The sequence below is a fragment of the Streptomyces sp. NPDC024687 genome, from assembly GCF_055559055.1.
Window position 1 is genome coordinate 17324 of sequence record NZ_JBVHLJ010000012.1, and the last position, 22382, is coordinate 39705.

Genomic DNA, 22382 nt, shown 5'->3' on the forward strand with positions numbered 1-22382 from the left:
CATGTCCGGGGACAGTGCCGCTTCGTCGCCCGGGCCGGCCGGGGTGAGCGCGGGACGGTCTGTCGGGCGGACGAAAGCCCGCTCCCGCTGGGGGCGGTTCATCGAGGACGGGCTGCTCCAGGGCGGAGTCCAGGGAAGCCCGGTCGTGCGGCTCTTCATGCGCTGGGTGCGCCGGCCGCTGCTTCCCGTGATGCGGCTGTGGCGGCGCAACATCCAGCTCAAGGTCGTCGTCACGACCCTGCTGATGTCGCTCGGCGTGGTCCTCCTGCTGGGCTTCGTCGTCATCGGGCAGGTGCGCAACGGGCTCCTCGACGCCAAGGTGAAGGCATCGCAGAGCCAGGCCACCGGCGGATTCGCGGTGGCCAAGCAGAAGGCGGAGGAGGCGGACGCCGGGACCGATGACACGGCTGCGGCGGACGGTCAGTCCGACCAGTTCGTCATCGAGTGGATGAGCAACCTCGTCTACTCGCTCTCCAGCGGCGGTCAGGGTGCCTTCGACGTGGTGACCCTGCCCGTGGGCGGCGACAGCGGGAGCGGGCGCGGACCGCGCGCCTCCGGCGACGTCGATCCGACGGCCAGCGTTCCCGAGGCGCTGCGCGAGAAGGTCGACGACAGTACGGCCGCCGCGCAGAGCTACACCCGCATCGTCTACGACGCCGACGAGGAGTCGCAGCCTGCCCTCGTCATCGGCAAGCAGGTCAACGACCCCAACGGCGACCCGTACCAGCTGTACTACCTCTTCCCGCTCACCCAGGAGGAGAAGTCGCTCAGCCTGGTCAAGGGCACCCTGGCGACCGCCGGGCTCTTCGTCGTCGTACTCCTCGGAGCCATCGCCTGGCTCGTGGTGCGGCAGGTCGTCACGCCGGTGAGGATGGCGGCCGGGATCGCCGAGCGGCTGTCCGCCGGGCGGCTGCAGGAGCGGATGAAGGTCACCGGCGAGGACGACATCGCGCGGCTCGGCGAGGCCTTCAACAAGATGGCGCAGAATCTCCAGCTGAAGATCCAGCAGCTGGAGGACCTCTCGCGGATGCAGCGGCGGTTCGTGTCGGACGTGTCGCACGAGCTGCGGACGCCGCTGACGACCGTACGGATGGCCGCGGATGTCATCCATGACGCGCGCGAGGACTTCGATCCGATGACCGCGCGGTCGGCCGAACTGCTCGCCGACCAGCTGGACCGGTTCGAGACCTTGCTCGCGGACCTGCTGGAGATCAGCCGGTTCGACGCGGGTGCGGCGGCGCTGGAGGCCGAGCCGATCGACCTCAGGGAGGTCGTGCGGCGGGTCGTCAGCGGGGCCGAGCCGCTCGCCGAGCGCAAGGGCACGACGGTCCGGATCGAGGGGGACCAGCAGCCCGTCGTCGCCGAGGCCGACGCCCGCCGGGTGGAGCGGGTGCTGCGCAATCTCGTCGTCAACGCCGTGGAGCACGGTGAGGGCAAGGACGTCGTGGTCAAGCTGGCCTCGGCGGGCGGGGCGGTCGCGATCGCGGTGCGCGACTACGGGGTCGGGCTCAAGCCGGGCGAGGCCACGCGCGTGTTCAGCCGCTTCTGGCGAGCCGACCCGGCACGCGCGCGTACCACCGGCGGTACGGGTCTCGGCCTGTCGATCGCCCTGGAGGACGCGCGGCTGCACGGCGGCTGGCTCCAGGCGTGGGGTGAGCCGGGCGGTGGCTCGCAGTTCCGGCTGACGCTTCCCAGGACGGCCGACGAGCCGCTGCGGGGCTCGCCGATACCGCTCGAGCCCAAGGATTCGCGGCGCAACCGCGGACTCGATGACGCCGGCCTGCCGCGCGGCGGCGCCGACAAGGCGGCCACCGTGCCGGTCCAGCCGAAGAGCGACCAGGGGACCGCGCGGGACCCGATCACGCCCCGGGCGGGCTCGGTGACCCCCACGGCCGATCCGACGGCGTTGCCCGGCAGCGGCGCGCGCGTGGTGTCCCGACCGACATCGAGTGGGCGACGGCCGGACGGTGCGCCCGCCGGGGACGCCCCCGGCGGTGGGACCGCGGGCCGCCCGGACGCCGGGGCGCAGGAGTCGTACGAAGAGCAGGGGGAGGCATTCCGTGGGCGCTGACCGCGAGGGGGGCGGCCGGCGCACGCCGGGGCGCGCGACGGTGTACGTCGCCTGTGGAGTCGTACTGCTGGCGGGGTGCGCGTCCATGCCGGACAGCGGGGATCTGCGCGGGGTGGACTCCACACCGCGCCAGGACACGCAGGTGCGGGTCTTCGCCATGCCGCCGCAGGAGGACGCCGAGCCCACGGACATCGTGCAGGGCTTCCTCGAGGCGCTGACCAGCGACGATCCGAATTACGAGACGGCCCGCAAGTACTTGACCAAGAGCGCGGCGAAGCAGTGGCAGCCGGGGCTGTCCACCACGGTGCTCGACGACGGGCCCGGTGCCGACGTCGTGCCGCCCGTGGACCAAGAGCAGTCCCAGGACAAGTCGTTCACGCTGGTCGGCACCAAGGTGGCCGTGGTGGACGCGCAGCAGTCGTACGCGCCGGCCTCGGGTGAGTACCGGGAGACCGTGCACCTCGTGAAGGACAAGAAGACCAAGCAGTGGCGGATCGACAGCCCTCCGCGCGGAGTCGTCATGGGCAGGTCGGACTTCCAGCGGAACTACGTGTCCGTCAATAAGTACTACTTCGCTTCGCAAACCAGGTCGGCGACGGCTCCACAGACCGTGGCGGTGGCCGACCCCGTGTATGTGCGTGAGCGCGTGGACCCCATGACACAGCTGGTGCGATCCCTGCTCAAGGGGCCGACCAGTTGGCTCGACCCCGTCGTCAGGACGAGTTTTCCCACCGGCACGGCCCTCAGGAGCGGCGTCTCCTCGCTGACTCCCGACGACCGGAGCACGCTGACGGTGCCGCTCAACGACAAGGCCAGCAACGTCGGCTCGGACCAGTGCAAGGCGATGGCGGCCCAGCTGCTGTTCACCCTGCAGAACCTCACCCCTGCCGTGGACGACGTCGAACTGCGGGCGGGCGGCAAGCAGTTGTGCTCCGCCACGGAGAGCGACGCCGATGGGGATGCCACGCGCGGCTCGGTCGAGCGTCCCGAGTTCCTGTACTTCGTCAACGGCGAGCACCGGCTGGTGCGGGTTTCGGCCGAGTCGGGCGGCAGCGGTACGAGGGCCGAGCCGGTTGCGGTGCCCGGAGCGCTGGGCGACGGCGACAAGGACCTGCGGTCGGTGGCGGTCTCGCGTGACGAGCACACCGCGGCCGGTGTCGGGATCGATGGCAAGGCGCTGTACGTCGGGTCGCTGGTGTCGGGCGGGTCGCTCGGGGAAGCGGTGCTGCTCAGCAACGGCAAGACGGCCGATGACCGGCTGACCACGCCGAGCTGGGACACCGAGGGCGACCTGTGGGTGGCCGACCGGAATCCCGCCGATCCGCGACTGCTGCTCTTCAAGGAGGGCGCGGGCAAGCCGCTGGAGGTGGAGACTCCCGGGCTGGACGGGCGTATCAAGGACCTGCGGGTGGCCGCCGACGGGGTGCGGATCGCGCTCGTCGTGGAGAAGGGCGGCAAGCAGTCGCTGTTCATCGGGCGGATCGAGCGGGAAGGCAGGATCGGGGACCCGCGGAGCGTCTCGGTGCGGGAACTGCGCTCCGCGACACCAGATCTGGAGGAGGTCACGACCATGTCCTGGGCCGGCGACAGCAGGCTCGTGGTGGTCGGACGCGAACAGGGCGGCGTGCAGCAGACGCGGTACGTCCAGGTCGACGGCTCCACTCCGGAGGGGCCGCCGCCTGCCGCGCTCACGGGTGTGAAGGAGATCGCGGCGTCCGAGGACGACGAGATGCCCTTGGTGGCCTACTCGGAGGACGGGATCGTACGCCTGCCGGCCGGGGCGCAGTGGCAGAAGGTGGACGTGGACGGGACGGCGCCGGTCTATCCGGGGTGAAGTGACGGGACCGCGCCGTCGGGAGCGGCCACTTTTGCCGGGGTGAGGCCTTGGTGAGGGTGGCCGCTTTTTGTTCTGTGGTGGGTGGGGATTCGCGGTCGGGCGGGCGGGGCGGATTCGCTGAGTGGGGTGGGGCGTAAACGTCGCGGGGGGACCGAATCGAGGGTCGTGTTCGGCCGGCCGGTTAGTTGTATGGGGCCGGAATTTATAAGGGGGACTGTTGTTCGTGCCTGTTGCTCGTGCCGGGCGCGGTTTTCCACAGGGAGTTATCCACAGGGGTGGCCGGTCTGCTTCGGCGTTGGCACAGTGGTGGGCATGCGGGGGTGGTGGCAGGACCTCACCGATCTGGTGCTGCCGGCCGGGTGCGGAGGCTGCGGGAAGCCGCGCACGGTGCTCTGTCCGGAGTGCCGTGCCGCCCTGAATGGGGTCGCGCCGAGCCGGGTGCGACCGGTTCCGGAGCCGTCCGGACTGCCGGTCGTGCATGCGGCGGCTCGGTATGCGGACTCGGTACGGGCGGCATTGCTGGCCCACAAGGAGAGGGGGGTGCTGGGCCTCGCGGGGCCACTCGGTACGGCCCTGGCGGGCGCTGTGTGGGCGGCTGTGCGGGAGGTGTGCGAGCCGGGGGGTGAGGGGTTTGCGTCGGGGCGGCCTCGGGGGGCCTGGGAGGGGGGTTGCGGGGCTTTGGGCCGGCCCGGTGGGGAGTTGCAGAGTGGTGGGCCTTCCGGGCGGGTGGCGGGGGGTTTTGGCGGGGGGCGGGCTGGTGGGACGGGGGCGTCTGGGGGCTCTGCCGGTGAGGCCGGGTGGTTGTGGGCGGTCGGCAGGATGGGTGAGGCAGAGGCAGCTTTGGCCTGGGGCGGGGGTGTGCCGGGAGTAGAGGGCTTGCGTGGGGGTGGAGATGTGCCGGGTGCCGAGGTCTTGGCCAGAGGCGGTGGTGCGTCAGGTGCGGACGTCCGGGGCACGGGCGGGGGCGCTTCAGGCGTGGAGGATCTGCGGCGGGGGCGAGACGTCTCAGGCGCGGGGGTCTTGGCCAGGGGCGGTGGAGCGTTGGATGCGGAAGTCTGGGGAAGGGGCGGCCGCGCGGCAGGTGTAGACGCCTTGAACGGCGGCAACGGCGTGCTCGGTGCAGAGGCTCTGGCCGCAGGTGGTGTGTCAGGTGGTCAGGGCCTGGCCGGGGCCGGGGGCCCGCACACCGATGCGTTCGTCGGTGGTGGACGGGTGGGGGAGGGGCTCCGTGTGCCCGTGCTGCTCGTTCCCGTGCCGTCCGCGCGGCGGGCGGTTCGGGCTCGGGGGCATGATCCGGCTCGGCGGATCGCGCTGGCGGCGGCTGGTGAACTGCGGCGGGCGGGGATGCCGGCACGGGTGGTGGCCGTACTGCGGCAGCGACGAGGCGTGGCCGACCAGTCGGGGCTCAACTCCCGGCAGCGGCTGGACAATCTCACGGGCGCACTGACCGTGGTTCCCGGTGGCGGGCGGCTCCTGACCGAGGGGCTGGTCGTGCTGGTCGACGACCTGATGACGACGGGCGCGTCCCTGGCCGAGGCAGCGCGGGCCGTCCGAGAGGCGAGGGGTCGGGAGCACCGGCCGACGAGCGCTCGGGAGCGCATCGCGTACCGCGGTGAACGGATGACCGCCGGGCATCGTGATCATCGGCAACAGGGCGGACGAGAGGGCGGTTGTCCTGGGCCGCCGCTCGACGGGAGCGGGTGTCGTGGGGGGCGAGAGGTGGCCGGATGCGGTGATGATCCGGCGGGCCTCGTGTACACCGCCACAACTCGGGAAGGCATGGGGGAACGGATGGTCACAGTGACGGAGGAGGACTCGGGCCGGGAGCGCTGCTCGGCGGCAACGGCGGGCGCGGGGACCGTCCGTGACGTCGTCTGCGCGGCTGTGGTCGCGGCTTCGCCGGGTTCTTTCGAAATAAACCGGAACTGACTGCGTAGTTGCATCGTTGCTGGTTACGAGAAGGTAAATTCACCTGAACGGAGGTACGCCGCAGTAGAGGGTGACGACATCCGTCCAGGCGAGATATGTTCGGTTGTGTGAGAAAGGCGCAGGCCACACCTCGCAAATCCGAATGCCGTGCCCGCGGGATTTCCGCCATCACCCGTGACGGTGGAATGGAGATCTTGCCCGCGGGGGAGGAGGTGCACGTCACCGAGTCCGAGGTTCCGGGGCTCACCGGAGCCTGGTGCAAAAGGGAGATGCTCCGCATCGAGGCGGAGCGATCCGGGAACGGAGTTCTGCGTGGACATCGTCGTCAAGGGCCGCAAGACCGAGGTGCCCGAGCGGTTCCGCAAGCACGTGGCCGAGAAGCTGAAGCTGGAGAAGATCCAGAAGCTCGATGGCAAGGTGATCAGCCTCGACGTCGAGGTGTCCAAGGAGCCGAACCCCCGACAGGCCGACCGTTGTGACCGAGTGGAGATCACGCTCCGCTCCCGCGGTCCGGTGATCCGGGCGGAAGCGGCAGCCAGTGACCCGTACGCGGCACTCGACCTGGCGGCGGAGAAGCTGGACGCCCGGCTGCGCAAGGAGCACGACAAGCGCCACACACGCAGGGGCGCACGGCGGCTCACGGCGGCCGAGGTCGCCGACCACGTCCCGGACGCGGCGACGCTCGACGGCGAAGGCCACCCCGTTCACGAGGAAGAGCCGGACGGTGTGCCCACCAAGAAGATCGGCTCGCTGGAGATCAAGGGTGAAGGCCCCCTCGTCGTCCGTGAGAAGACCCATGTCGCCTCCCCGATGACCCTCGACCAGGCGCTCTACGAGATGGAGCTGGTCGGGCACGACTTCTATCTGTTCGTCGACTCCGAGACGAAGGAACCCAGTGTCGTCTACCGGCGGCACGCCTATGACTACGGCGTCATCCACCTGAGCACGGACCCGATGGTCGCCCGGGCGCACTCTCCCGCGGCCGGCGACACGACGGGTAGCTGACCCTCCCGGATGACAGCTGAGCCGGTGCCCCTGGAGCGCATGTGCGCCCCCAGGGGCACCCGCGTGCGACCACTTCGCGCCCCGCTCTGTCATCCCACTGACGTCTGGGCATGAAATCATGGGCCCATCGGCCCAACCGGTGGGTCGTTGCCTTGGGTTGGCGATGGCACAGGACCAGCCACAGCCTTCAGGGGGAGGAACGATGGCGGACAGCTTCGGACCGCTGCACGGCCAGGACGCCGGCGACGGCGCCGTCGGCATGAGCGCGGACACGGGCTCAACACGCAAGGAGCCGATCAGGGTCCTTGTCGTGGACGACCACGCACTCTTCCGGCGCGGACTGGAGATCGTGCTCGCGGCCGAGGAGGACATCCAGGTCGTGGGCGAGGCGGGCGACGGCGCCGAGGCCGTCGACAAGGCCGCCGACCTGCTGCCCGACATCATTCTGATGGACGTGCGGATGCCCAAGCGGGGCGGTATCGAGGCCTGCACCTCCATCAAGGAAGTGGCACCCAGCGCCAAGATCATCATGTTGACGATCAGCGATGAGGAAGCCGACCTCTACGACGCGATCAAGGCGGGCGCGACCGGATATCTCCTCAAGGAGATCTCGACGGACGAGGTGGCCACCGCCATTCGCGCCGTGGCCGACGGGCAGTCGCAGATCAGCCCTTCCATGGCGTCGAAGCTGCTCACCGAGTTCAAGTCGATGATCCAGCGGACGGACGAGCGCCGCCTCGTGCCGGCCCCGCGACTGACCGACCGTGAGCTGGAAGTCCTCAAGCTCGTCGCCACCGGGATGAACAACCGCGATATCGCGAAGCAGTTGTTCATCTCCGAGAACACCGTGAAGAACCATGTGCGCAACATCCTGGAGAAGCTGCAGCTGCACTCCAGGATGGAGGCGGTGGTCTACGCGATGCGGGAGAAGATCCTAGAGATCCGCTAGTGCCCTTACGAGCGGCTCGCGCAGATCCGGCGCGTCCACCCGCTCGACGCGGATGTCCGTGCAGTCCACCCAGCTCGCCGCCTCGGCCAGGGCCTGGGCCACCGCCGGGACCGCCTTCGGGCCGTCCACCGTGACCTGCCTGGCGACCAGCGTGCTCCCCTCCCGGGCCGGGTCCACGCGGCCGACGAGACGGCCACCGGCCAGCACCGGCATCGCGAAATAGCCGTAGACCCGCTTGGGCTTGGGGACGTAGGCCTCCAGGCGGTGGGTGAAGCCGAAGATCCGCTCCGTACGCGCCCGTTCCCAGATCAGGGAGTCGAACGGGGACAGCAAAGTGGTGCGGTGGCGGCCGCGCGGGGGTGTCTGCAGGGCCGCGGGATCGGCCCAGGCAGGCTTGCCCCAGCCCTCGACCGTGACCGGCACCAGGCCCGAGTCGGCGATCACCGCGTCCACCTGTTCGCCCTTGAGGCGGTGGTAGTCGGCGATGTCCGCGCGGGTGCCGACGCCCAGCGACTGGCCGGCGAGACGGACCAGGCGGCGCAGGCACTCGGCGTCGTCCAGCTCGTCGTGGAGCAGGTCGGCGGGGACGGCGCGCTCGGCGAGGTCGTACACACGCTTCCAGCCGCGGCGCTCCACGCAGACCACCTCGCCGTACATCAAGGCGCGCTCGACGGCGACCTTGGTGCTGGACCAGTCCCACCACTCGCTGGTCTTCTTCGCGCCGCCCAACTCGGTGGCGGTGAGGGGGCCTTCGGTGCGCAGCTGCTTGATGACCTGGTCGTAGGTGCCGTCCGGGAGCTGGTGGTTCCAGTGCGGGCGGCTGCGGTAGGCGCGGCGGCGGAAGGCGAAGTGGGGCCATTCCTCGATGGGGAGGATGCACGCCGCGTGCGACCAGTACTCAAAAGCATGAGGCCGTGCCGGAGACGTGCCGAGGGGAGAAGTCGTCCAGTAGGCGCTCTCCACCGTCTTGCGGCCCACCGCGCCGAGACGGGCGTACGGGATCAGCTCGTGGGAGCGGGCGAGGACCGAGATGGTGTCGAGCTGGACCGCGCCGAGGTGACGGAGGACGCCGCGGACTCCGGCCCGGCGGTCGGGGGTGCCGAGGAAACCCTGTGCCCGCAGGGCGATGCGGCGGGCCTCGTCGGCCGAGAGGTCGGTGGTGGGAGGCGGGGTCGTCATGGGTCCGAAGATAGGGCCCGGCACTGACAATGGGAGGTGATCTGCGGATCTACCCGGGCGCGGGGAGGTACTGCACCGTCGACGGCAGGCCCAGGTCCGAGGGCAGCAGCGCGCCCACCCAGCAGTCCCGGCGCACGCCCTGGTGGGCCAGGGCCGAGCGCAGTACGCCCTCGATGACGAAACCGGCCCGCTCCGCCACCGCGCGGGAGGGCTCGTTGCCCACTTCCGCGCGCCACTCCACGCGGTCGACCGTCAGCTCGGTGAAGGCCCAACGCGAGGCGGCGAGGACGGCCTCGGTGACATAGCCGTTGCCGCGGTGTTCCTTGGTGGCCCAGTAACCGATCTCGGCCGTGCCCGGCGAGCGCATGGTCAGACCCAGCATGCCTACCAGGTCCTCCCCTTCGGGGAGGAAGAGGCCCCAGGTGAACATGGTGTCGTTCGCCCAGCCCGTCGGGGCCAGCTGCTCCGTGAAGCTCTGGGCGTGCTCCACCAGGTAGGGCGAAGGAATCGTGGTCCAGCGCAGGATGTCGGGGTCCTGCGCGGCCGCGAGGACGGCCTCGGTGTCCTGCGGGCCGGGCGGGCGCAGCACGAGACGGTCCGTGGTCAGCGTGACGGGTTCCATCGGCCGATTCTGCTCAAGTGTTCGGTGATGGCGCCACCGCTTTGCGGTGCGTGAGCGGGTGATCACAATTCGCGCAATTCGTGAGCGGGGCGCGGCACCATCGACCCGGCCCGTCCGTTGTCCCCTTTGAAGCAGATTTGAAAGAGCTGACAGTCGGCCTACACGGCAGGCCTCCCGACGCGGCGGGGTCCTCGCATACGATGGCCGTTGCTCAGTAAGTGAAATGGAAACCGACCGTCCCAGGCCCGACCGGCAAGGAGACCAACCCCCGTGTCCGTCCTCTCGAAGATCATGCGTGCAGGCGAAGGCAAGATCCTGCGCAAGCTGCACCGCATCGCGGACCAGGTCAACTCCATCGAAGAGGACTTCATCGACCTCTCCGACGCCGAGCTGCGGGCCCTCACCGAGGAGTACAAGCAGCGCTACGCCGACGGTGAGAGCCTGGACGATCTGCTCCCCGAGGCGTTCGCCACCGTGCGCGAGGCCGCCAAGCGCGCGCTGGGCCAGCGCCACTACGACGTGCAGATCATGGGCGGCGCCGCCCTCCACCTCGGCTATGTGGCCGAGATGAAGACCGGTGAGGGCAAGACGCTCGTCGGCACCCTGCCCGCGTACCTGAACGCGCTGTCCGGCAAGGGCGTCCACCTGATCACGGTCAACGACTACCTGGCCGAGCGCGACTCCGAGATGATGGGCCGCGTCCACAAGTTCCTGGGCCTGAACGTCGGTTGCATCCTTGCCAACATGACACCGGCCCAGCGCCGCGAGCAGTACGCGTGTGACATCACGTACGGCACGAACAACGAGTTCGGCTTCGACTACCTGCGCGACAACATGGCGTGGTCCAAGGACGAACTCGTCCAGCGCGGCCACAACTTCGCCATCGTCGACGAGGTCGACTCCATCCTGGTCGACGAGGCCCGTACGCCGCTGATCATCTCCGGTCCGGCCGACCAGGCGACCAAGTGGTACGGCGACTTCGCCAAGCTGGTCACCCGCCTGAAGAAGGGTGAGGCCGGCAACCCGCTCAAGGGCATCGAGGAGACCGGCGACTACGAGGTCGACGAGAAGAAGCGCACGGTGGCGATCCACGAGTCCGGTGTCGCCAAGGTCGAGGACTGGCTGGGCATCGACAACCTCTACGAGTCGGTGAACACCCCTCTGGTGGGCTACCTGAACAACGCCATCAAGGCGAAGGAGCTCTTCAAGAAGGACAAGGACTACGTCGTCATGGACGGCGAAGTCATGATCGTCGACGAGCACACCGGCCGTATCCTCGCCGGCCGCCGTTACAACGAGGGCATGCACCAGGCGATCGAGGCGAAGGAAGGGGTGGACATCAAGGACGAGAACCAGACCCTCGCCACGATCACCCTCCAGAACTTCTTCCGCCTCTACAAGCGCCACGACCACAACGGCAAGGAACAGCCGGGCCTCTGCGGCATGACCGGTACGGCGATGACCGAGGCCGCCGAGTTCCACCAGATCTACAAGCTCGGTGTCGTCCCGATCCCGACCAACCGGCCCATGGTCCGCAAGGACCAGTCGGACCTGATCTACCGCACTGAGGTCGCCAAGTTCGAGGCGGTCGTCGACGACATCGTCGAGAAGCACGAGAAGGGCCAGCCGATCCTCGTCGGTACGACGTCGGTCGAGAAGTCCGAGTACCTCTCGCAGCAGCTCAGCAAGCGCGGCGTCCAGCACGAGGTGCTGAACGCCAAGCAGCACGACCGTGAGGCGACGATCGTCGCCCAGGCCGGCCGCAAGGGCGCCGTCACCGTCGCCACCAACATGGCCGGCCGTGGTACCGACATCAAGCTCGGCGGCAACCCCGAGGACCTCGCCGAGGCGGAGCTGCGCCAGCGCGGCCTCGACCCCGAGGAGCACATCGAGGAGTGGGCCGCCGCTCTGCCGGCCGCCCTGGAGAAGGCGGAGAAGGCGGTCAAGGCGGAGTTCGAGGAGGTAAAGGAGCTCGGCGGGCTCTACGTCCTCGGTACCGAGCGGCACGAGTCGCGCCGTATCGACAACCAGCTGCGCGGTCGTTCCGGCCGTCAGGGCGACCCCGGTGAGTCCCGCTTCTACCTCTCCCTCGGCGACGACCTGATGCGGCTGTTCAAGGCCCAGATGGTCGAGCGCGTGATGTCGATGGCGAACGTCCCGGACGACGTCCCGATCGAGAACAAGATGGTCACGCGCGCGATCGCGTCCGCGCAGTCGCAGGTCGAGCAGCAGAACTTCGAGACCCGTAAGAACGTCCTGAAGTACGACGAGGTCCTCAACCGCCAGCGTGAGGTCATCTACGGCGAGCGGCGCCGCGTCCTGGAGGGCGAGGACCTGCAGGAGCAGGTCGTGCACTTCATGGACGACACGATCGACGCGTACGTCGCGGCGGAGACCGCCGAGGGCTTCGCGGAGGACTGGGACCTCGACCGGCTGTGGGGCGCGTTCAAGCAGCTCTACCCGGTGAGGATCACCGTCGAGGAGCTGGAGGAGGCGGCCGGCGACCGCGCGGGTCTGACCGCCGAGTACATCGCCGAGTCCATCAAGGACGACATCCACGAGCAGTACGAGGCGCGCGAGGCGCAGCTCGGCTCCGAGATCATGCGTGAGCTGGAGCGCCGGGTCGTGCTGTCGGTCCTGGACCGCAAGTGGCGCGAGCACCTCTACGAGATGGACTACCTCCAGGAGGGCATCGGCCTGCGCGCGATGGCCCAGAAGGACCCGCTGGTCGAGTACCAGCGCGAGGGCTTCGACATGTTCACCGCCATGATGGACGGCATCAAGGAGGAGTCCGTCGGCTACCTGTTCAACCTGGAGGTCCAGGTCGAGCAGCAGGTCGAGGAGGTTCCGGTCGAGGACGAGACGCCGTCCCTCGCCAAGCAGGACTCCGTTCCGGCGCAGGCCGGCTCGCGTCCCGAGATCCGCGCGAAGGGACTCGACGCCCCGCAGCGCCGGGACCTGCACTTCTCCGCGCCGACCGTGGACGGCGAGGGTGGTGTCATCGAGGGCGAGTTCGCCGACGACGACGAGCCCGTGCGCTCCGAGGCCGACGGCCTCACGCGCGCGGAGCGGCGCAAGCAGTCCCGTGGTCGGGGGCGGCGCAAGAAGTAGTCGTCCTGTGGTGGGAAGGGCCGGTCACCTGCGGGTGGCCGGCCCTTCCGCGTGTGAGGGACTCGGGGGCTGCTCCGGGCCTGTCAGTCGCCGTCCGGTCGGGGAGCCCGGGGGCCGCCCAGTTCGACCGCGGTGCAGCGCCAGCGGAGGTCCTGGCCCTGTTCCAGACGGAAGGCCATGGCGCGCAGCTGGTCACCGGCGCCGATACGGGCGAAGGCCTCCACCGCGCCCTCACGGGGGACGTAGTAGCCGATGTCCCGGACGACGGGGCGGGTGCCGCGGGCGCGCAGGGGGCCGCGCTCGGCGAGCCGGACCAGCTCGTCGTAGGCGCGGCCCGCGGTGTGCCGGAGCATCGAGTGGACCGGGCGCTGGCCGCTCAGAACGGCGAGGAGGAGGTCGGCGAAGAGGTCGGTGGGGCGGGGCTGGGGGACCACCGGGCGCCGCGGGGTCTGGGCCGGGACGGTCGCCGGGTTGGCTGCGGGGGTGGGCTGCGACCGGGTGGCTGTGCCGCGGACCGAGGCGGCGGGGGCGTGAAGCGTGGCGGTGGCGGTGGCGGTGGCGGTGGCGTGCGCTGCGGTGGGGATGCTGCTCGTGCCAGCCGTGGTCCTGCGTCGTACGGCTCCTGGGGTCGTCGAGTCGGTGACGGTGGTGCTCGCGCCGGCGGTCGTTGAGCCGGCCGTAGCGCTGCGTCGCGCGGTTCCCGGGGGCGTCGGGGCGGCGGCGCCGTTACGGGTGTCAGAGCTCGTCGTGTCGGCCCTTGTGCCGTGCATGCCGGCGGTCGCCGGACCGGTGGTGGTGCCGCGGGTGCCGACCGTCGTAGAGCCGGCCGTAGCGCCGCGTCGTGCGGTGCCGGTCGGCGTCTCGTTCGGAACCGGGGTGCCCTGCGGGCGGCTGTCCGCGGGGCCCGTGCGGGCGCGGGGGCCGTTGCCGGCGGAGCTAGGTGGGCGGCCGTCGCCCGGGGCCGTGCGAGGTGTGCTGCCGCCGGGTGTGCGGGGCGGCGTGCCGCCCGGGCGGCGGGAGTCGCGGCGGGCCGGCGGGCGGCTGCCGGGGTGGTGCTGGGCCCTGGTCATGACCTTGTTCATGGGATCCCCGTTTCGGCGGGCCCGGAAAGTACCGGGCAGTAACTTCTGGTGGGGATCTTGTACGGGGCCGTGGACCGCGGCCGCAAGGAAGCCGCGGGCCGGGTCGCGCGGCCGGAATGTTCACCTATCAGGGTGAGGGGAGAGCGGGAAAGCCCCTGAACTCGGGGGTGAGGCGGGTGAATTCCGGGCCCGGGGTGGACGCCTGCCGGGGTCTGGGCAGGGACTCGAAAGGGGACGCCCGCACGTATCCTGAAGGCCTTAGCGGAGCCCCTCCGACGATGTTCTCCGACCACGAAAGCGGCCAGCCATGCGCGTCTACGTCCCCCTGACCCTCTCCGGTCTCGCCGAGGCGTACAAGACGGGTGAGCTGGGGGCCGGACCGCTCCTCGCCTACGCCGTCACCCCCGCCCTGCGCGAGTGGTACCTCTCCGACGACATCGAGGAGCTGGAGTACGCGGCGCTGAACCGGGCCGCGCTGGCCTCCCTGCGGCTGCTCGCCGCGGACGCCGGGGCCGTGCGGCGCCGGGTCGTGGTGGCCGTCGACGTGGCCGACGGGGCGGCGGTCGCCGATCCCGACCGGGCGCTGGATCCCGCGGCCCTCGGTGAGGTGCGGGTCGCCGGGACGGTGAAGCTGGCCAAGGCGGCCGCGGTGCACGTCGACTCGGACGACGCGGTGCAGGACGTCACCGCCGCCGTGGACGCGCTGGAGGCGGCGGACGCCGGGGACGACGACGCGCAGTTCGTCGTGGACGGGGCCGAGGACCACGAGCTGCTGTGGTACGCGACGCAGGAGATCCCGAACCTGGTGGGGCTGGGCGGCTGAGCCCGGTCTCCGCCCTGCCGAGTCGCGGCTTTACCCGTTTTGACCTGCTGATCTCTTGATTGTCAGTGGGGGCGGGTACGTTTTTGGCATGGGGAAGCTGACAGGGGCGCACATCGTCTGGGACTGGAACGGCACGCTGTTCCACGACAACGAAGCGATCATCGGGGCGACGAACGCGGCGTTCGGCGAGTTGGGGCTCGCGCCGATCACGATGGAGCAGTACCGGGCGCTGTACTGCGTGCCGGTGCCGAAGTTCTACGAGCGGCTGCTCGGCCGGCTGCCCACGGACGCGGAGTGGGAGCTCATGGACGAGACCTTCCACCGGTACTACGCGGAGCACCGGGTGGGGTGCGGGCTCACCGACGGGGCGGTGGAGCTGCTGACGGGGTGGCGGTCGGCCGGGCGAAGCCAGTCGATTCTCAGCATGTACGTGCATGACGAGCTGGTGCCGTTGGTGCGCGGGTTCGGGATCGAGGCGCACTTCCTGCGGGTGGACGGGCGGACGGGACCGTCCGGGGGGAGCAAGGCGGAGCACATGGAGCGGCATCTCGCCGCGCTGGCGGGAGTGGAGGCGGCTCGGACCGTGGTGATCGGGGACGCCGCGGACGACGCGGTGGCCGCGATGCGGGTGGGGGCGAGGGCTGTGCTGTACACCGGGGGGTCGCACAGCCGGGCCAGTCTCGAGGGCGTCGGGGTGCCTGTGGTGGACACCCTGGCGGAGGCGGTCGCGGAGGCTGAGCGAATAGCGGCGTGACGGTCCGCGTCAGTTCCGCGACCACGGTGGCATGCGGCACCCCGTCGGTCAGGTGACCGGCGCCTTCGCCCTGAGCACCGTCAAGAACTCCCGCATCCAGGCCGAGTGGTCCGGCCAGGCGCGGGAGGAGACCAGGGTGCCGTCGACCACCACCTCGGCGTCCTGGAAAGCCGCGCCGGCGGACTGCATGTCGGGTTCCAGAGCCGGATAGGCCGTGACGCGGCGGCCGCGCAGGCCGTCGATCGCGGCGGTGAGCAGCGGACCGTGGCAGATCTGGGCGACCGGCTTGTCCGCGTCGAAGAAGGACTTGAGGATCTTGCGGAGCTCGGGGTCGTTGCGCAGGTACTCGGGGGCGCGGCCGCCGGGGATGACGAGAGCGGCGTACTGACCGGCGTCGACCTCCGCGAAGGACAGGTCGGCGGGCCAGGTGTAGCCGGGCTTCTCGGTGTAGGTGTCGAAGCCGGGTTCGAAGTCGTGGACGACGAAGCGGAGCGTCTTGCGGGTGGGGGCCGCGACATGGACGTCGTAGCCCTCCTCGCGCAGGCGCTGGTAGGGGTACAGGACCTCCAGTGACTCTGCTGCGTCACCGGTGACGATGAGGATTTTTGCGGTCATGTCGGCAAAGTGCACCGGCGGGGCGTGCTTGCCAAGAGGGCGCGCGAAGGGGAGGGAGAAGATCATGGCTTGGAGGCGACGTGGGCACTGTGCAGAGTGTCAAAGTTCCACCCCCGGTTTTGTACACATACGGCTCATGACGGCCCCCCTGTGGGGAGCGATAGCCTAGGTGGCGTGATCAGCGCGATAGTTCGCGGGGGCGCTGTGGCCCCCGCCCCGCGCCCGGCGTGCACGGAACACCTCCGTGGCCGGGCGGCAGCCGCTGATCCTCGCGGGCGGGACGGGGCCGTAGGGGCCCTCATGACGCCGAGTACACCCTCGTCATTGGCGCGGCAGAGAGCAGCGTCACACCTGGCGGGCGTGTCGACAATGGCCGATATACCCCCGCTCATCTCACCGTGCGGCATAGCGTCGGAGCAGACCGGAGACCCCGGGCCGTGGCGTCGAGCCGCAGGGGAAGAGACCGTACTTCCGCCTACGTCACGCAACGGCGCGCGACAGGAGTCAGAGGACAATGCAGACCAAGCTGGACGAAGCCAAGGCCGAGCTGCTCGAGAGGGCCGCACGGGTAGCTGAGAACAGCCCGGCCGGGGGGCACCTACCGACTGGGACGACGGACGACGACACCTCCCGCACCCCGGACACCCCGGACAGCGAGACCGTGCTCGCGTTCCTCCAGCGCTACTACCTGCACACGGCACCGGAAGACCTCACCGACCGCGACCCGATCGACGTCTACGGAGCCGCTCTCTCCCACTTCCGGCTGGGCGAGACGCGCCCGCAGGGCACGGCCAACGTGCGGGTGCACACGCCCACGGTGGAGGAGAACGGCTGGACGTGCACCCACTCGGTCGTCGAGGTCGTCACCGACGACATGCCCTTCCTCGTCGACTCCGTCACCAATGAGCTCACCCGGCAGGGGCGCGGCATCCATGTCGTGATCCACCCCCAGGTCGTCGTCCGCCGTGACCTCACCGGCAAGCTGATCGAGATCCTCACCGTCCCGCCCTCCACCGGTGACCTCCCGCACGACGCGCACACCGAGTCCTGGATCCACGTCGAGATCGACCGCGAGACCGACCGCGGCGACCTGAAGCAGATCACCGCCGACCTGCTGCGTGTCCTGTCCGACGTCCGGGAGGCCGTCGAGGACTGGGAGAAGATGCGGGACACGGCCCTGCGCATGGCCGACGAACTGCCCGCCGAGCCCGTCGCCACCGATCTGCGCGGCATGGAGATCGACGAGGCCCGCGAGCTGCTGCGCTGGCTGGCCGATGACCACTTCACCTTCCTCGGCTACCGCGAGTACCAGCTCAGGCCGGACGACTCCCTCGCGGCCGTGCCCGGTACCGGCCTCGGCATCCTGCGTTCCGACCCGCACCACGCGGGCGAAGAGGGCCACCCGGTCAGCCCGTCCTTCGAACGGCTGCCCGCCGACGCCCGCGCCAAGGCCCGCGAGCACAAGCTGCTGGTGCTGACCAAGGCCAACAGCCGGGCGACGGTGCACCGGCCGTCGTACCTCGACTACATCGGGGTCAAGAAGTTCGACGCGGACGGCAACGTCGTCGGCGAGCGGCGATTCCTCGGGCTGTTCTCCTCCGCCGCCTACACCGAGTCGGTGCGCCGGGTTCCGGTCATTCGGCGCAAGGTGGACGAGGTGCTCGAAAGGGCCGGTTTCTCGCCCAACAGCCACGACGGCCGCGACCTGCTCCAGATCCTGGAGACCTACCCGCGCGACGAGCTCTTCCAGACCCCGGCCGACGAGCTGGAGTCCATCGCCACCTCCGTCCTGTACCTCCAGGAGCGGCGGCGGCTGCGCCTGTACCTGCGCCAGGACGAGTACGGCCGCTACTACTCGGCCCTCGTCTACCTGCCCCGCGACCGCTACACCACCGGCGTCCGCCTGAGGATCATCGACATCCTGAAGGAGGAGCTCGGCGGCATCAGCGTCGACTTCACCGCCTGGAACACCGAGTCGATCCTGTCCCGGCTGCACTTCGTGGTGCGCGTGCCGCAGGGCACCGAGCTGCCGCAGCTCAGCGACAGCGACAAGGAGCACATCGAGGCCCGCCTGGTCGAGGCCGCCCGCTCCTGGGCCGACGGTTTCGCCGAGGCGCTCAACGCCGAACTCGGCGAGGAGCGCGCCGCCGAACTGACGCGCCGCTACGGCAACGCCTTCCCCGAGGGCTACAAGGCCGACCACACCCCGCGCTCGGCGGTCGCCGACCTCGTCCACATCGAGCGGCTCGGCGAGGAGAACGACTTCGCGCTCAGCCTCTACGAGCCGGTGGGCGCCGCCCCCGAGGAGCGCCGCTTCAAGATCTACCGCAAGGGCGACGCCATCTCCCTGTCCGCCGTGCTGCCGGTCCTCAGTCGGCTCGGCGTCGAGGTGACGGACGAGCGGCCCTACGAACTGCGCTGCTCCGACCGCAGCATCGCCTGGATCTACGACTTCGGCCTGCGCATGCCCAAGTCGCAGAACGGCACCGGCGACTACCTCGGCGACGACGGCCGCGAGCGCTTCCAGGAGGCCTTCGCCGCCACCTGGACCGGCAAGGCGGAGAACGACGGCTTCAACGCCCTGGTGCTGAGCGCCGGCCTGGGCTGGCGTCAGGCGATGGTGCTGCGGGCGTACGCCAAGTACCTGCGCCAGGCGGGCTCGACGTTCAGCCAGGACTACATGGAGGACACCCTCCGCAACAACGTCCACACCACCCGGCTGCTCGTCTCCCTGTTCGAGGCGCGGATGTCGCCGGACCGCCAGCGCGCCGGCCACGAACTCGTGGACGCCCTCCTGGAGGAGCTCGACGCGGCCCTCGACCAGGTGGCCTCGCTGGACGAGGACAGGATCCTGCGCTCCTTCCTGACCGTCATCAAGGCGACTCTGCGCACCAACTTCTTCCAGGAGGCCGCGGGCGGCAAGCCGCACGACTACGTCTCCATGAAGTTCGACCCGCAGGCCATCCCCGACCTCCCGGCCCCGCGCCCGGCGTTCGAGATCTGGGTCTACTCGCCGCGCGTCGAGGGCGTGCACCTGCGCTTCGGCAAGGTCGCGCGCGGCGGGCTGCGCTGGTCCGACCGGCGTGAGGACTTCCGCACCGAGATCCTCGGCCTGGTCAAGGCGCAGATGGTGAAGAACACCGTCATCGTGCCGGTCGGCGCCAAGGGCGGCTTCGTCGCCAAGCAGCTGCCCGACCCGTCCGTCGACCGGGACGCGTGGCTGGCCGAGGGCATCGCCAGCTACAAGATGTTCATCTCGGCGCTGCTCGACATCACCGACAACATGGTGGCCGGCGAAGTCGTGCCCCCGGCGGACGTCGTGAGGCACGACGAGGACGACACCTACCTGGTGGTCGCGGCCGACAAGGGCACGGCCACGTTCTCCGACATCGCCAACGGGGTCGCGGAGTCGTACAACTTCTGGCTCGGTGACGCCTTCGCCTCCGGCGGCTCGGCCGGCTACGACCACAAGGGCATGGGCATCACCGCCCGCGGCGCCTGGGAGTCCGTCAAGCGGCACTTCCGCGAACTGGCCCTCGACACCCAGTCCGAGGACTTCACCGTCGTCGGCATCGGCGACATGTCCGGTGACGTGTTCGGCAACGGCATGCTGCTGTCCGAGCACATCCGCCTGGTCGCCGCCTTCGACCACCGGCACATCTTCATCGACCCGAAGCCGGACGCGGCCACCTCCTACGCCGAGCGCCGCCGCATCTTCGAACTCCCGCGCTCCAGCTGGGCCGACTACAACACCGAGCTGATCTCCGCGGGCGGCGGCATCTTCCCCCGCACCGCCAAGTCCATCCCTGTCAACGCCCACGTCCGCGAGGCCCTCGGCATCGAGGACAAGGTCGCCAAGATGACCCCGGCCGACCTGATGAAGGCGATCCTCAAGGCGCCGGTGGACCTGCTGTGGAACGGCGGCATCGGCACGTACGTGAAGGCCTCGACCGAGACCCACGCGGACGTCGGCGACAAGGCCAACGACCCGATCCGCGTCGACGGCGCCGACCTGCGCGTGCGGGTCGTCGGCGAGGGCGGCAACCTGGGGCTGACCCAGCTCGGCCGGATCGAGTTCGCGCTGCACGGCGGCAAGATCAACACCGACGCCATCGACAACAGCGCGGGTGTGGACACCTCCGACCACGAGGTGAACATCAAGATCCTGCTCAACGGCCTGGTCGCCGAGGGAGACATGACGGTCAAGCAGCGCAACAAGCTGCTCGCCGAGATGACCGACGAGGTCGGCCGCCTGGTCCTGCGCAACAACTACGCGCAGAACACCGCCATCGCCAACGCGCTCGCCCAGTCCAAGGACATGCTCCACGCCCAGCAGCGCTTCATGCGCCACCTGGTGCGCGAGGGCCACCTCGACCGGGCCCTGGAGTTCCTGCCCACCGACCGCCAGATCCGCGAACGCCTCGGCGCCGCACAGGGCCTGACCAGCCCGGAGACGGCCGTCCTGCTGGCGTACACGAAGATCACGGTCGCCGAGGAGCTGCTGCACACCTCGCTCCCCGACGACCCGTATCTGCACGGCCTGCTGCACACGTACTTCCCGGCCGCGCTGCGCGAGAAGTTCGCCGAGCACATCGACCACCACCCGCTGCACCGCGAGATCACCACGACCGTCCTGGTCAACGACACGGTCAACACCGGTGGTACGACCTACCTGCACCGACTGCGCGAGGAGACCGGCGCCTCGCTCGAGGAGATCGTCCGGGCGCAGACCGTGGCCCGCGCGATCTTCCGCTCCGGCGTGGTGTGGGACGGGGTCGAGGCCCTCGACAACCAGGTCGAGGCCGCCGTACAGACCCGGATCCGGCTGCACTCGCGCCGACTGGTCGAGCGCGGCACACGCTGGCTGCTCAACAACCGGCCGCAGCCGCTCCAGCTCGCCGAGACCGTCGAGTTCTTCGGCGACCGCGTCGAACAGGTGTGGTCGCAGCTGCCGAAGCTGCTGCGGGGCGCCGACCTGGAGTGGTACCAGAAGATCTACGACGAGCTGAGCGGCGCCGGAGTCCCGGACGAACTCGCCACGCGCGTGGCCGGGTTCTCCTCGGCCTTCCCGACGCTGGACATCGTCTCGGTGGCCGACCGGATGGGCCGGGACCCGATGGACGTCGCCGAGGTGTACTACGACCTCGCCGACCGTCTCCACATCACCCAGCTCATGGACCGCATCATCGAGCTGCCCCGCGCCGACCGCTGGCAGTCCATGGCCCGCGCCTCCATCCGCGAGGACCTCTACGCGGCCCACTCGGCGCTGACGGCCGACGTCCTGGCCGTGGGCAACGGCGCGTCCACTCCCGAGGAGCGCTTCAAGGCCTGGGAGGAGAAGAACGCCCCGATCCTGAGCCGGGCGCGCACCACCCTGGACGAGATCCAGAGCTCGGACGCGTTCGACCTGGCCAACCTGTCGGTGGCGATGCGCACGATGCGGACACTGCTGCGGCAGCACTCGTAGGCGCTACGGCAGCGACGCGCCGGCGACAGGACAGCGATACGACGACGAGGGCGCCCGGAACTTCACCGGTTCCGGGCGCCCTCGTCGTCGTGGCGGGAGAGCCGTGGGTCAGGCCGCGACCTTCGGCTGCGGCTTCGCCTTGTCCGGGCCGCCCGTGAAGTCCTCGTAGGCCGCCAGGACCTCGTCGGTGGGGCCGTCCATGCGCAGTTCGCCGCGTTCCAGCCACAGCACCCGGTCGCAGGTGTCGCGGATCGACTTGTTGCTGTGGCTGACCAGGAACACCGTGCCCGCGGTCTGGCGAAGCTCGCGGATGCGGGCCTCGGAGCGCTTCTGGAAGGAACGGTCGCCGGTGGCGAGGGCCTCGTCGATGAGGAGGACGTCGTGGTCCTTGGCGGCGGCGATGGAGAAGCGCAGACGGGCCGCCATGCCGGAGGAGTAGGTGCGCATCGGGAGGGTGATGAAGTCGCCCTTCTCGTTGATGCCGGAGAAGTCGACGATCTCCTGGTAGCGCTCCCTGACCTGCTCGCGGGACATGCCCATGGCGAGCCCGCCGAGGTGGACGTTGCGCTCGCCGGTGAGGTCGTTCATCAGAGCCGCGTTGACGCCGAGGAGGGAGGGCTGGCCGTCGGTGTGGATACGGCCGTTCTCCACCGGGAGCAGGCCCGCGACCGCCTTGAGCAGGGTCGACTTGCCGGAACCGTTGGTGCCGATCAGCCCGATCGCCTCGCCCTTGTAGGCGACGAAGGACACGTTCTTGACGGCGTGCACCTTGCGCACGCCCGATGCCTTCTCGACCTGGCCCCGGCGCAGCATGCGGTTGAGGGCGGCGGTGGCGGAGCCCTTGCCCGCGCCGGTGCCGTTGACGCGGTAGACGATGTCGACGCCGTCCACGACGACGGTGGGGATCTTGTCGTTCTCGATGTTCTCGATGTTCTCGA

The 22382-nt window shown here is 70.0% G+C and carries 14 protein-coding genes; 9 read left to right on the forward strand and 5 right to left on the reverse strand.

The genetic code is table 11. The features are described from left to right. The first annotated feature begins 1 nt into the window (after window position 1). The 5 genes from mtrB to ACZ39I_RS35395 all read left to right on the forward strand — a co-directional run bounded on the left by mtrB (window position 2) and on the right by ACZ39I_RS35395 (window position 7791). On the forward strand, window positions 2-2071 hold the full coding sequence (gene mtrB / locus ACZ39I_RS35375; protein WP_467249003.1) for an MtrAB system histidine kinase MtrB: 2070 nt from the start codon (window positions 2-4) through the stop codon (window positions 2069-2071). Then, window positions 2061-3905, forward strand: coding sequence for an LpqB family beta-propeller domain-containing protein (locus ACZ39I_RS35380; protein ID WP_467249004.1), 1845 nt, complete (start codon window positions 2061-2063; stop codon window positions 3903-3905). Before mtrB ends, ACZ39I_RS35380 begins: the two co-directional genes overlap by 11 nt. Window positions 3906-5018: 1113 nt before the next feature. Beyond that, on the forward strand, window positions 5019-5837 hold the full coding sequence (locus tag ACZ39I_RS35385; RefSeq protein ID WP_467249283.1) for a ComF family protein: 819 nt from the start codon (window positions 5019-5021) through the stop codon (window positions 5835-5837). A 312-nt stretch (window positions 5838-6149) separates the two neighbouring features. Then, window positions 6150-6842, forward strand: coding sequence for a ribosome hibernation-promoting factor, HPF/YfiA family (hpf, locus tag ACZ39I_RS35390; RefSeq protein ID WP_467249005.1), 693 nt, complete (start codon window positions 6150-6152; stop codon window positions 6840-6842). A 202-nt stretch (window positions 6843-7044) separates the two neighbouring features. Then, window positions 7045-7791 carry a response regulator gene (locus ACZ39I_RS35395; protein ID WP_467249006.1) on the forward strand — a complete coding sequence of 249 codons (747 nt, stop codon included), beginning with the start codon at window positions 7045-7047 and terminating at the stop codon, window positions 7789-7791. Here ACZ39I_RS35395 and ACZ39I_RS35400 read toward each other — a convergent pair. Together ACZ39I_RS35400 and ACZ39I_RS35405 are read right to left on the reverse strand one after the other, a co-directional pair. Continuing rightward, window positions 7777-8970: a winged helix-turn-helix domain-containing protein gene (locus ACZ39I_RS35400; RefSeq protein WP_467249007.1), complete on the reverse strand. Its 1194-nt coding sequence runs from the start codon at window positions 8968-8970 to the stop codon at window positions 7777-7779. The two genes, ACZ39I_RS35395 and ACZ39I_RS35400, sit on opposite strands and share 15 nt — an antisense overlap. A gap of 49 nt (window positions 8971-9019) precedes the next feature. Continuing rightward, the gene (locus tag ACZ39I_RS35405; RefSeq protein WP_467249008.1) at window positions 9020-9592 is read right to left on the reverse strand and encodes a GNAT family N-acetyltransferase; all 573 of its coding nucleotides are present in this window, start codon (window positions 9590-9592) and stop codon (window positions 9020-9022) included. Between the two features lie 270 nt (window positions 9593-9862). On the opposite strand from ACZ39I_RS35405, the gene secA reads away from it, so the two are divergent. Next, complete coding sequence (secA, locus tag ACZ39I_RS35410; RefSeq protein ID WP_467249009.1) at window positions 9863-12703, forward strand: preprotein translocase subunit SecA; 2841 nt, start codon at window positions 9863-9865, stop codon at window positions 12701-12703. Between the two features lie 83 nt (window positions 12704-12786). On the opposite strand, the gene ACZ39I_RS35415 is transcribed toward secA, so the two are convergent. Continuing rightward, a complete protein-coding gene (locus tag ACZ39I_RS35415; RefSeq protein ID WP_467249010.1) occupies window positions 12787-13473 on the reverse strand; it encodes an Rv3235 family protein in 687 nt (228 codons plus the stop codon). Window positions 13474-14092: 619 nt separating this feature from the next. Here ACZ39I_RS35415 and ACZ39I_RS35420 point away from each other — a divergent pair. Both ACZ39I_RS35420 and ACZ39I_RS35425 read left to right on the forward strand, forming a co-directional pair. Further along, the gene (locus ACZ39I_RS35420) at window positions 14093-14608 is read left to right on the forward strand and encodes a DUF6912 family protein (RefSeq protein ID WP_467249011.1); all 516 of its coding nucleotides are present in this window, start codon (window positions 14093-14095) and stop codon (window positions 14606-14608) included. Between the two features lie 88 nt (window positions 14609-14696). After that, a complete protein-coding gene (locus ACZ39I_RS35425; RefSeq protein WP_467249012.1) occupies window positions 14697-15362 on the forward strand; it encodes an HAD family hydrolase in 666 nt (221 codons plus the stop codon). A gap of 48 nt (window positions 15363-15410) precedes the next feature. Here ACZ39I_RS35425 and ACZ39I_RS35430 read toward each other — a convergent pair whose 3' ends face one another. Next, window positions 15411-15977, reverse strand: a complete 567-nt coding sequence (locus tag ACZ39I_RS35430; protein WP_352391102.1) for a DJ-1/PfpI family protein — start codon at window positions 15975-15977, stop codon at window positions 15411-15413. A gap of 514 nt (window positions 15978-16491) precedes the next feature. On the opposite strand from ACZ39I_RS35430, the gene ACZ39I_RS35435 reads away from it, so the two are divergent. Beyond that, a complete protein-coding gene (locus ACZ39I_RS35435; RefSeq protein WP_467249013.1) occupies window positions 16492-21444 on the forward strand; it encodes an NAD-glutamate dehydrogenase in 4953 nt (1650 codons plus the stop codon). Window positions 21445-21552: 108 nt separating this feature from the next. Here ACZ39I_RS35435 and ACZ39I_RS35440 read toward each other — a convergent pair whose 3' ends face one another. Next, window positions 21553-22374, reverse strand: coding sequence for an ABC transporter ATP-binding protein (locus tag ACZ39I_RS35440; protein ID WP_467249285.1), 822 nt, complete (start codon window positions 22372-22374; stop codon window positions 21553-21555). Window positions 22375-22382 lie beyond the last annotated feature (8 nt).

Excerpts from the sequence above, each read along its gene's own strand:
- ACZ39I_RS35430 (WP_352391102.1), bottom strand. The coding sequence starts at position 15,977 with ATGACCGCAAAAATCCTCATCGTCACCGGTGACGCAGCAGAGTCACTG.
- ACZ39I_RS35420 (WP_467249011.1), top strand. The coding sequence starts at position 14,093 with ATGCGCGTCTACGTCCCCCTGACCCTCTCCGGTCTCGCCGAGGCGTAC.
- ACZ39I_RS35415 (WP_467249010.1), bottom strand. The coding sequence starts at position 13,473 with ATGCACGGCACAAGGGCCGACACGACGAGCTCTGACACCCGTAACGGC.
- ACZ39I_RS35405 (WP_467249008.1), bottom strand. The coding sequence starts at position 9,592 with ATGGAACCCGTCACGCTGACCACGGACCGTCTCGTGCTGCGCCCGCCC.
- ACZ39I_RS35395 (WP_467249006.1), top strand. The coding sequence starts at position 7,045 with ATGGCGGACAGCTTCGGACCGCTGCACGGCCAGGACGCCGGCGACGGC.
- mtrB (WP_467249003.1), top strand. The coding sequence starts at position 2 with ATGTCCGGGGACAGTGCCGCTTCGTCGCCCGGGCCGGCCGGGGTGAGC.
- ACZ39I_RS35425 (WP_467249012.1), top strand. The coding sequence starts at position 14,697 with ATGGGGAAGCTGACAGGGGCGCACATCGTCTGGGACTGGAACGGCACG.
- ACZ39I_RS35435 (WP_467249013.1), top strand. The coding sequence starts at position 16,492 with ATGCAGACCAAGCTGGACGAAGCCAAGGCCGAGCTGCTCGAGAGGGCC.
- ACZ39I_RS35400 (WP_467249007.1), bottom strand. The coding sequence starts at position 8,970 with ATGACGACCCCGCCTCCCACCACCGACCTCTCGGCCGACGAGGCCCGC.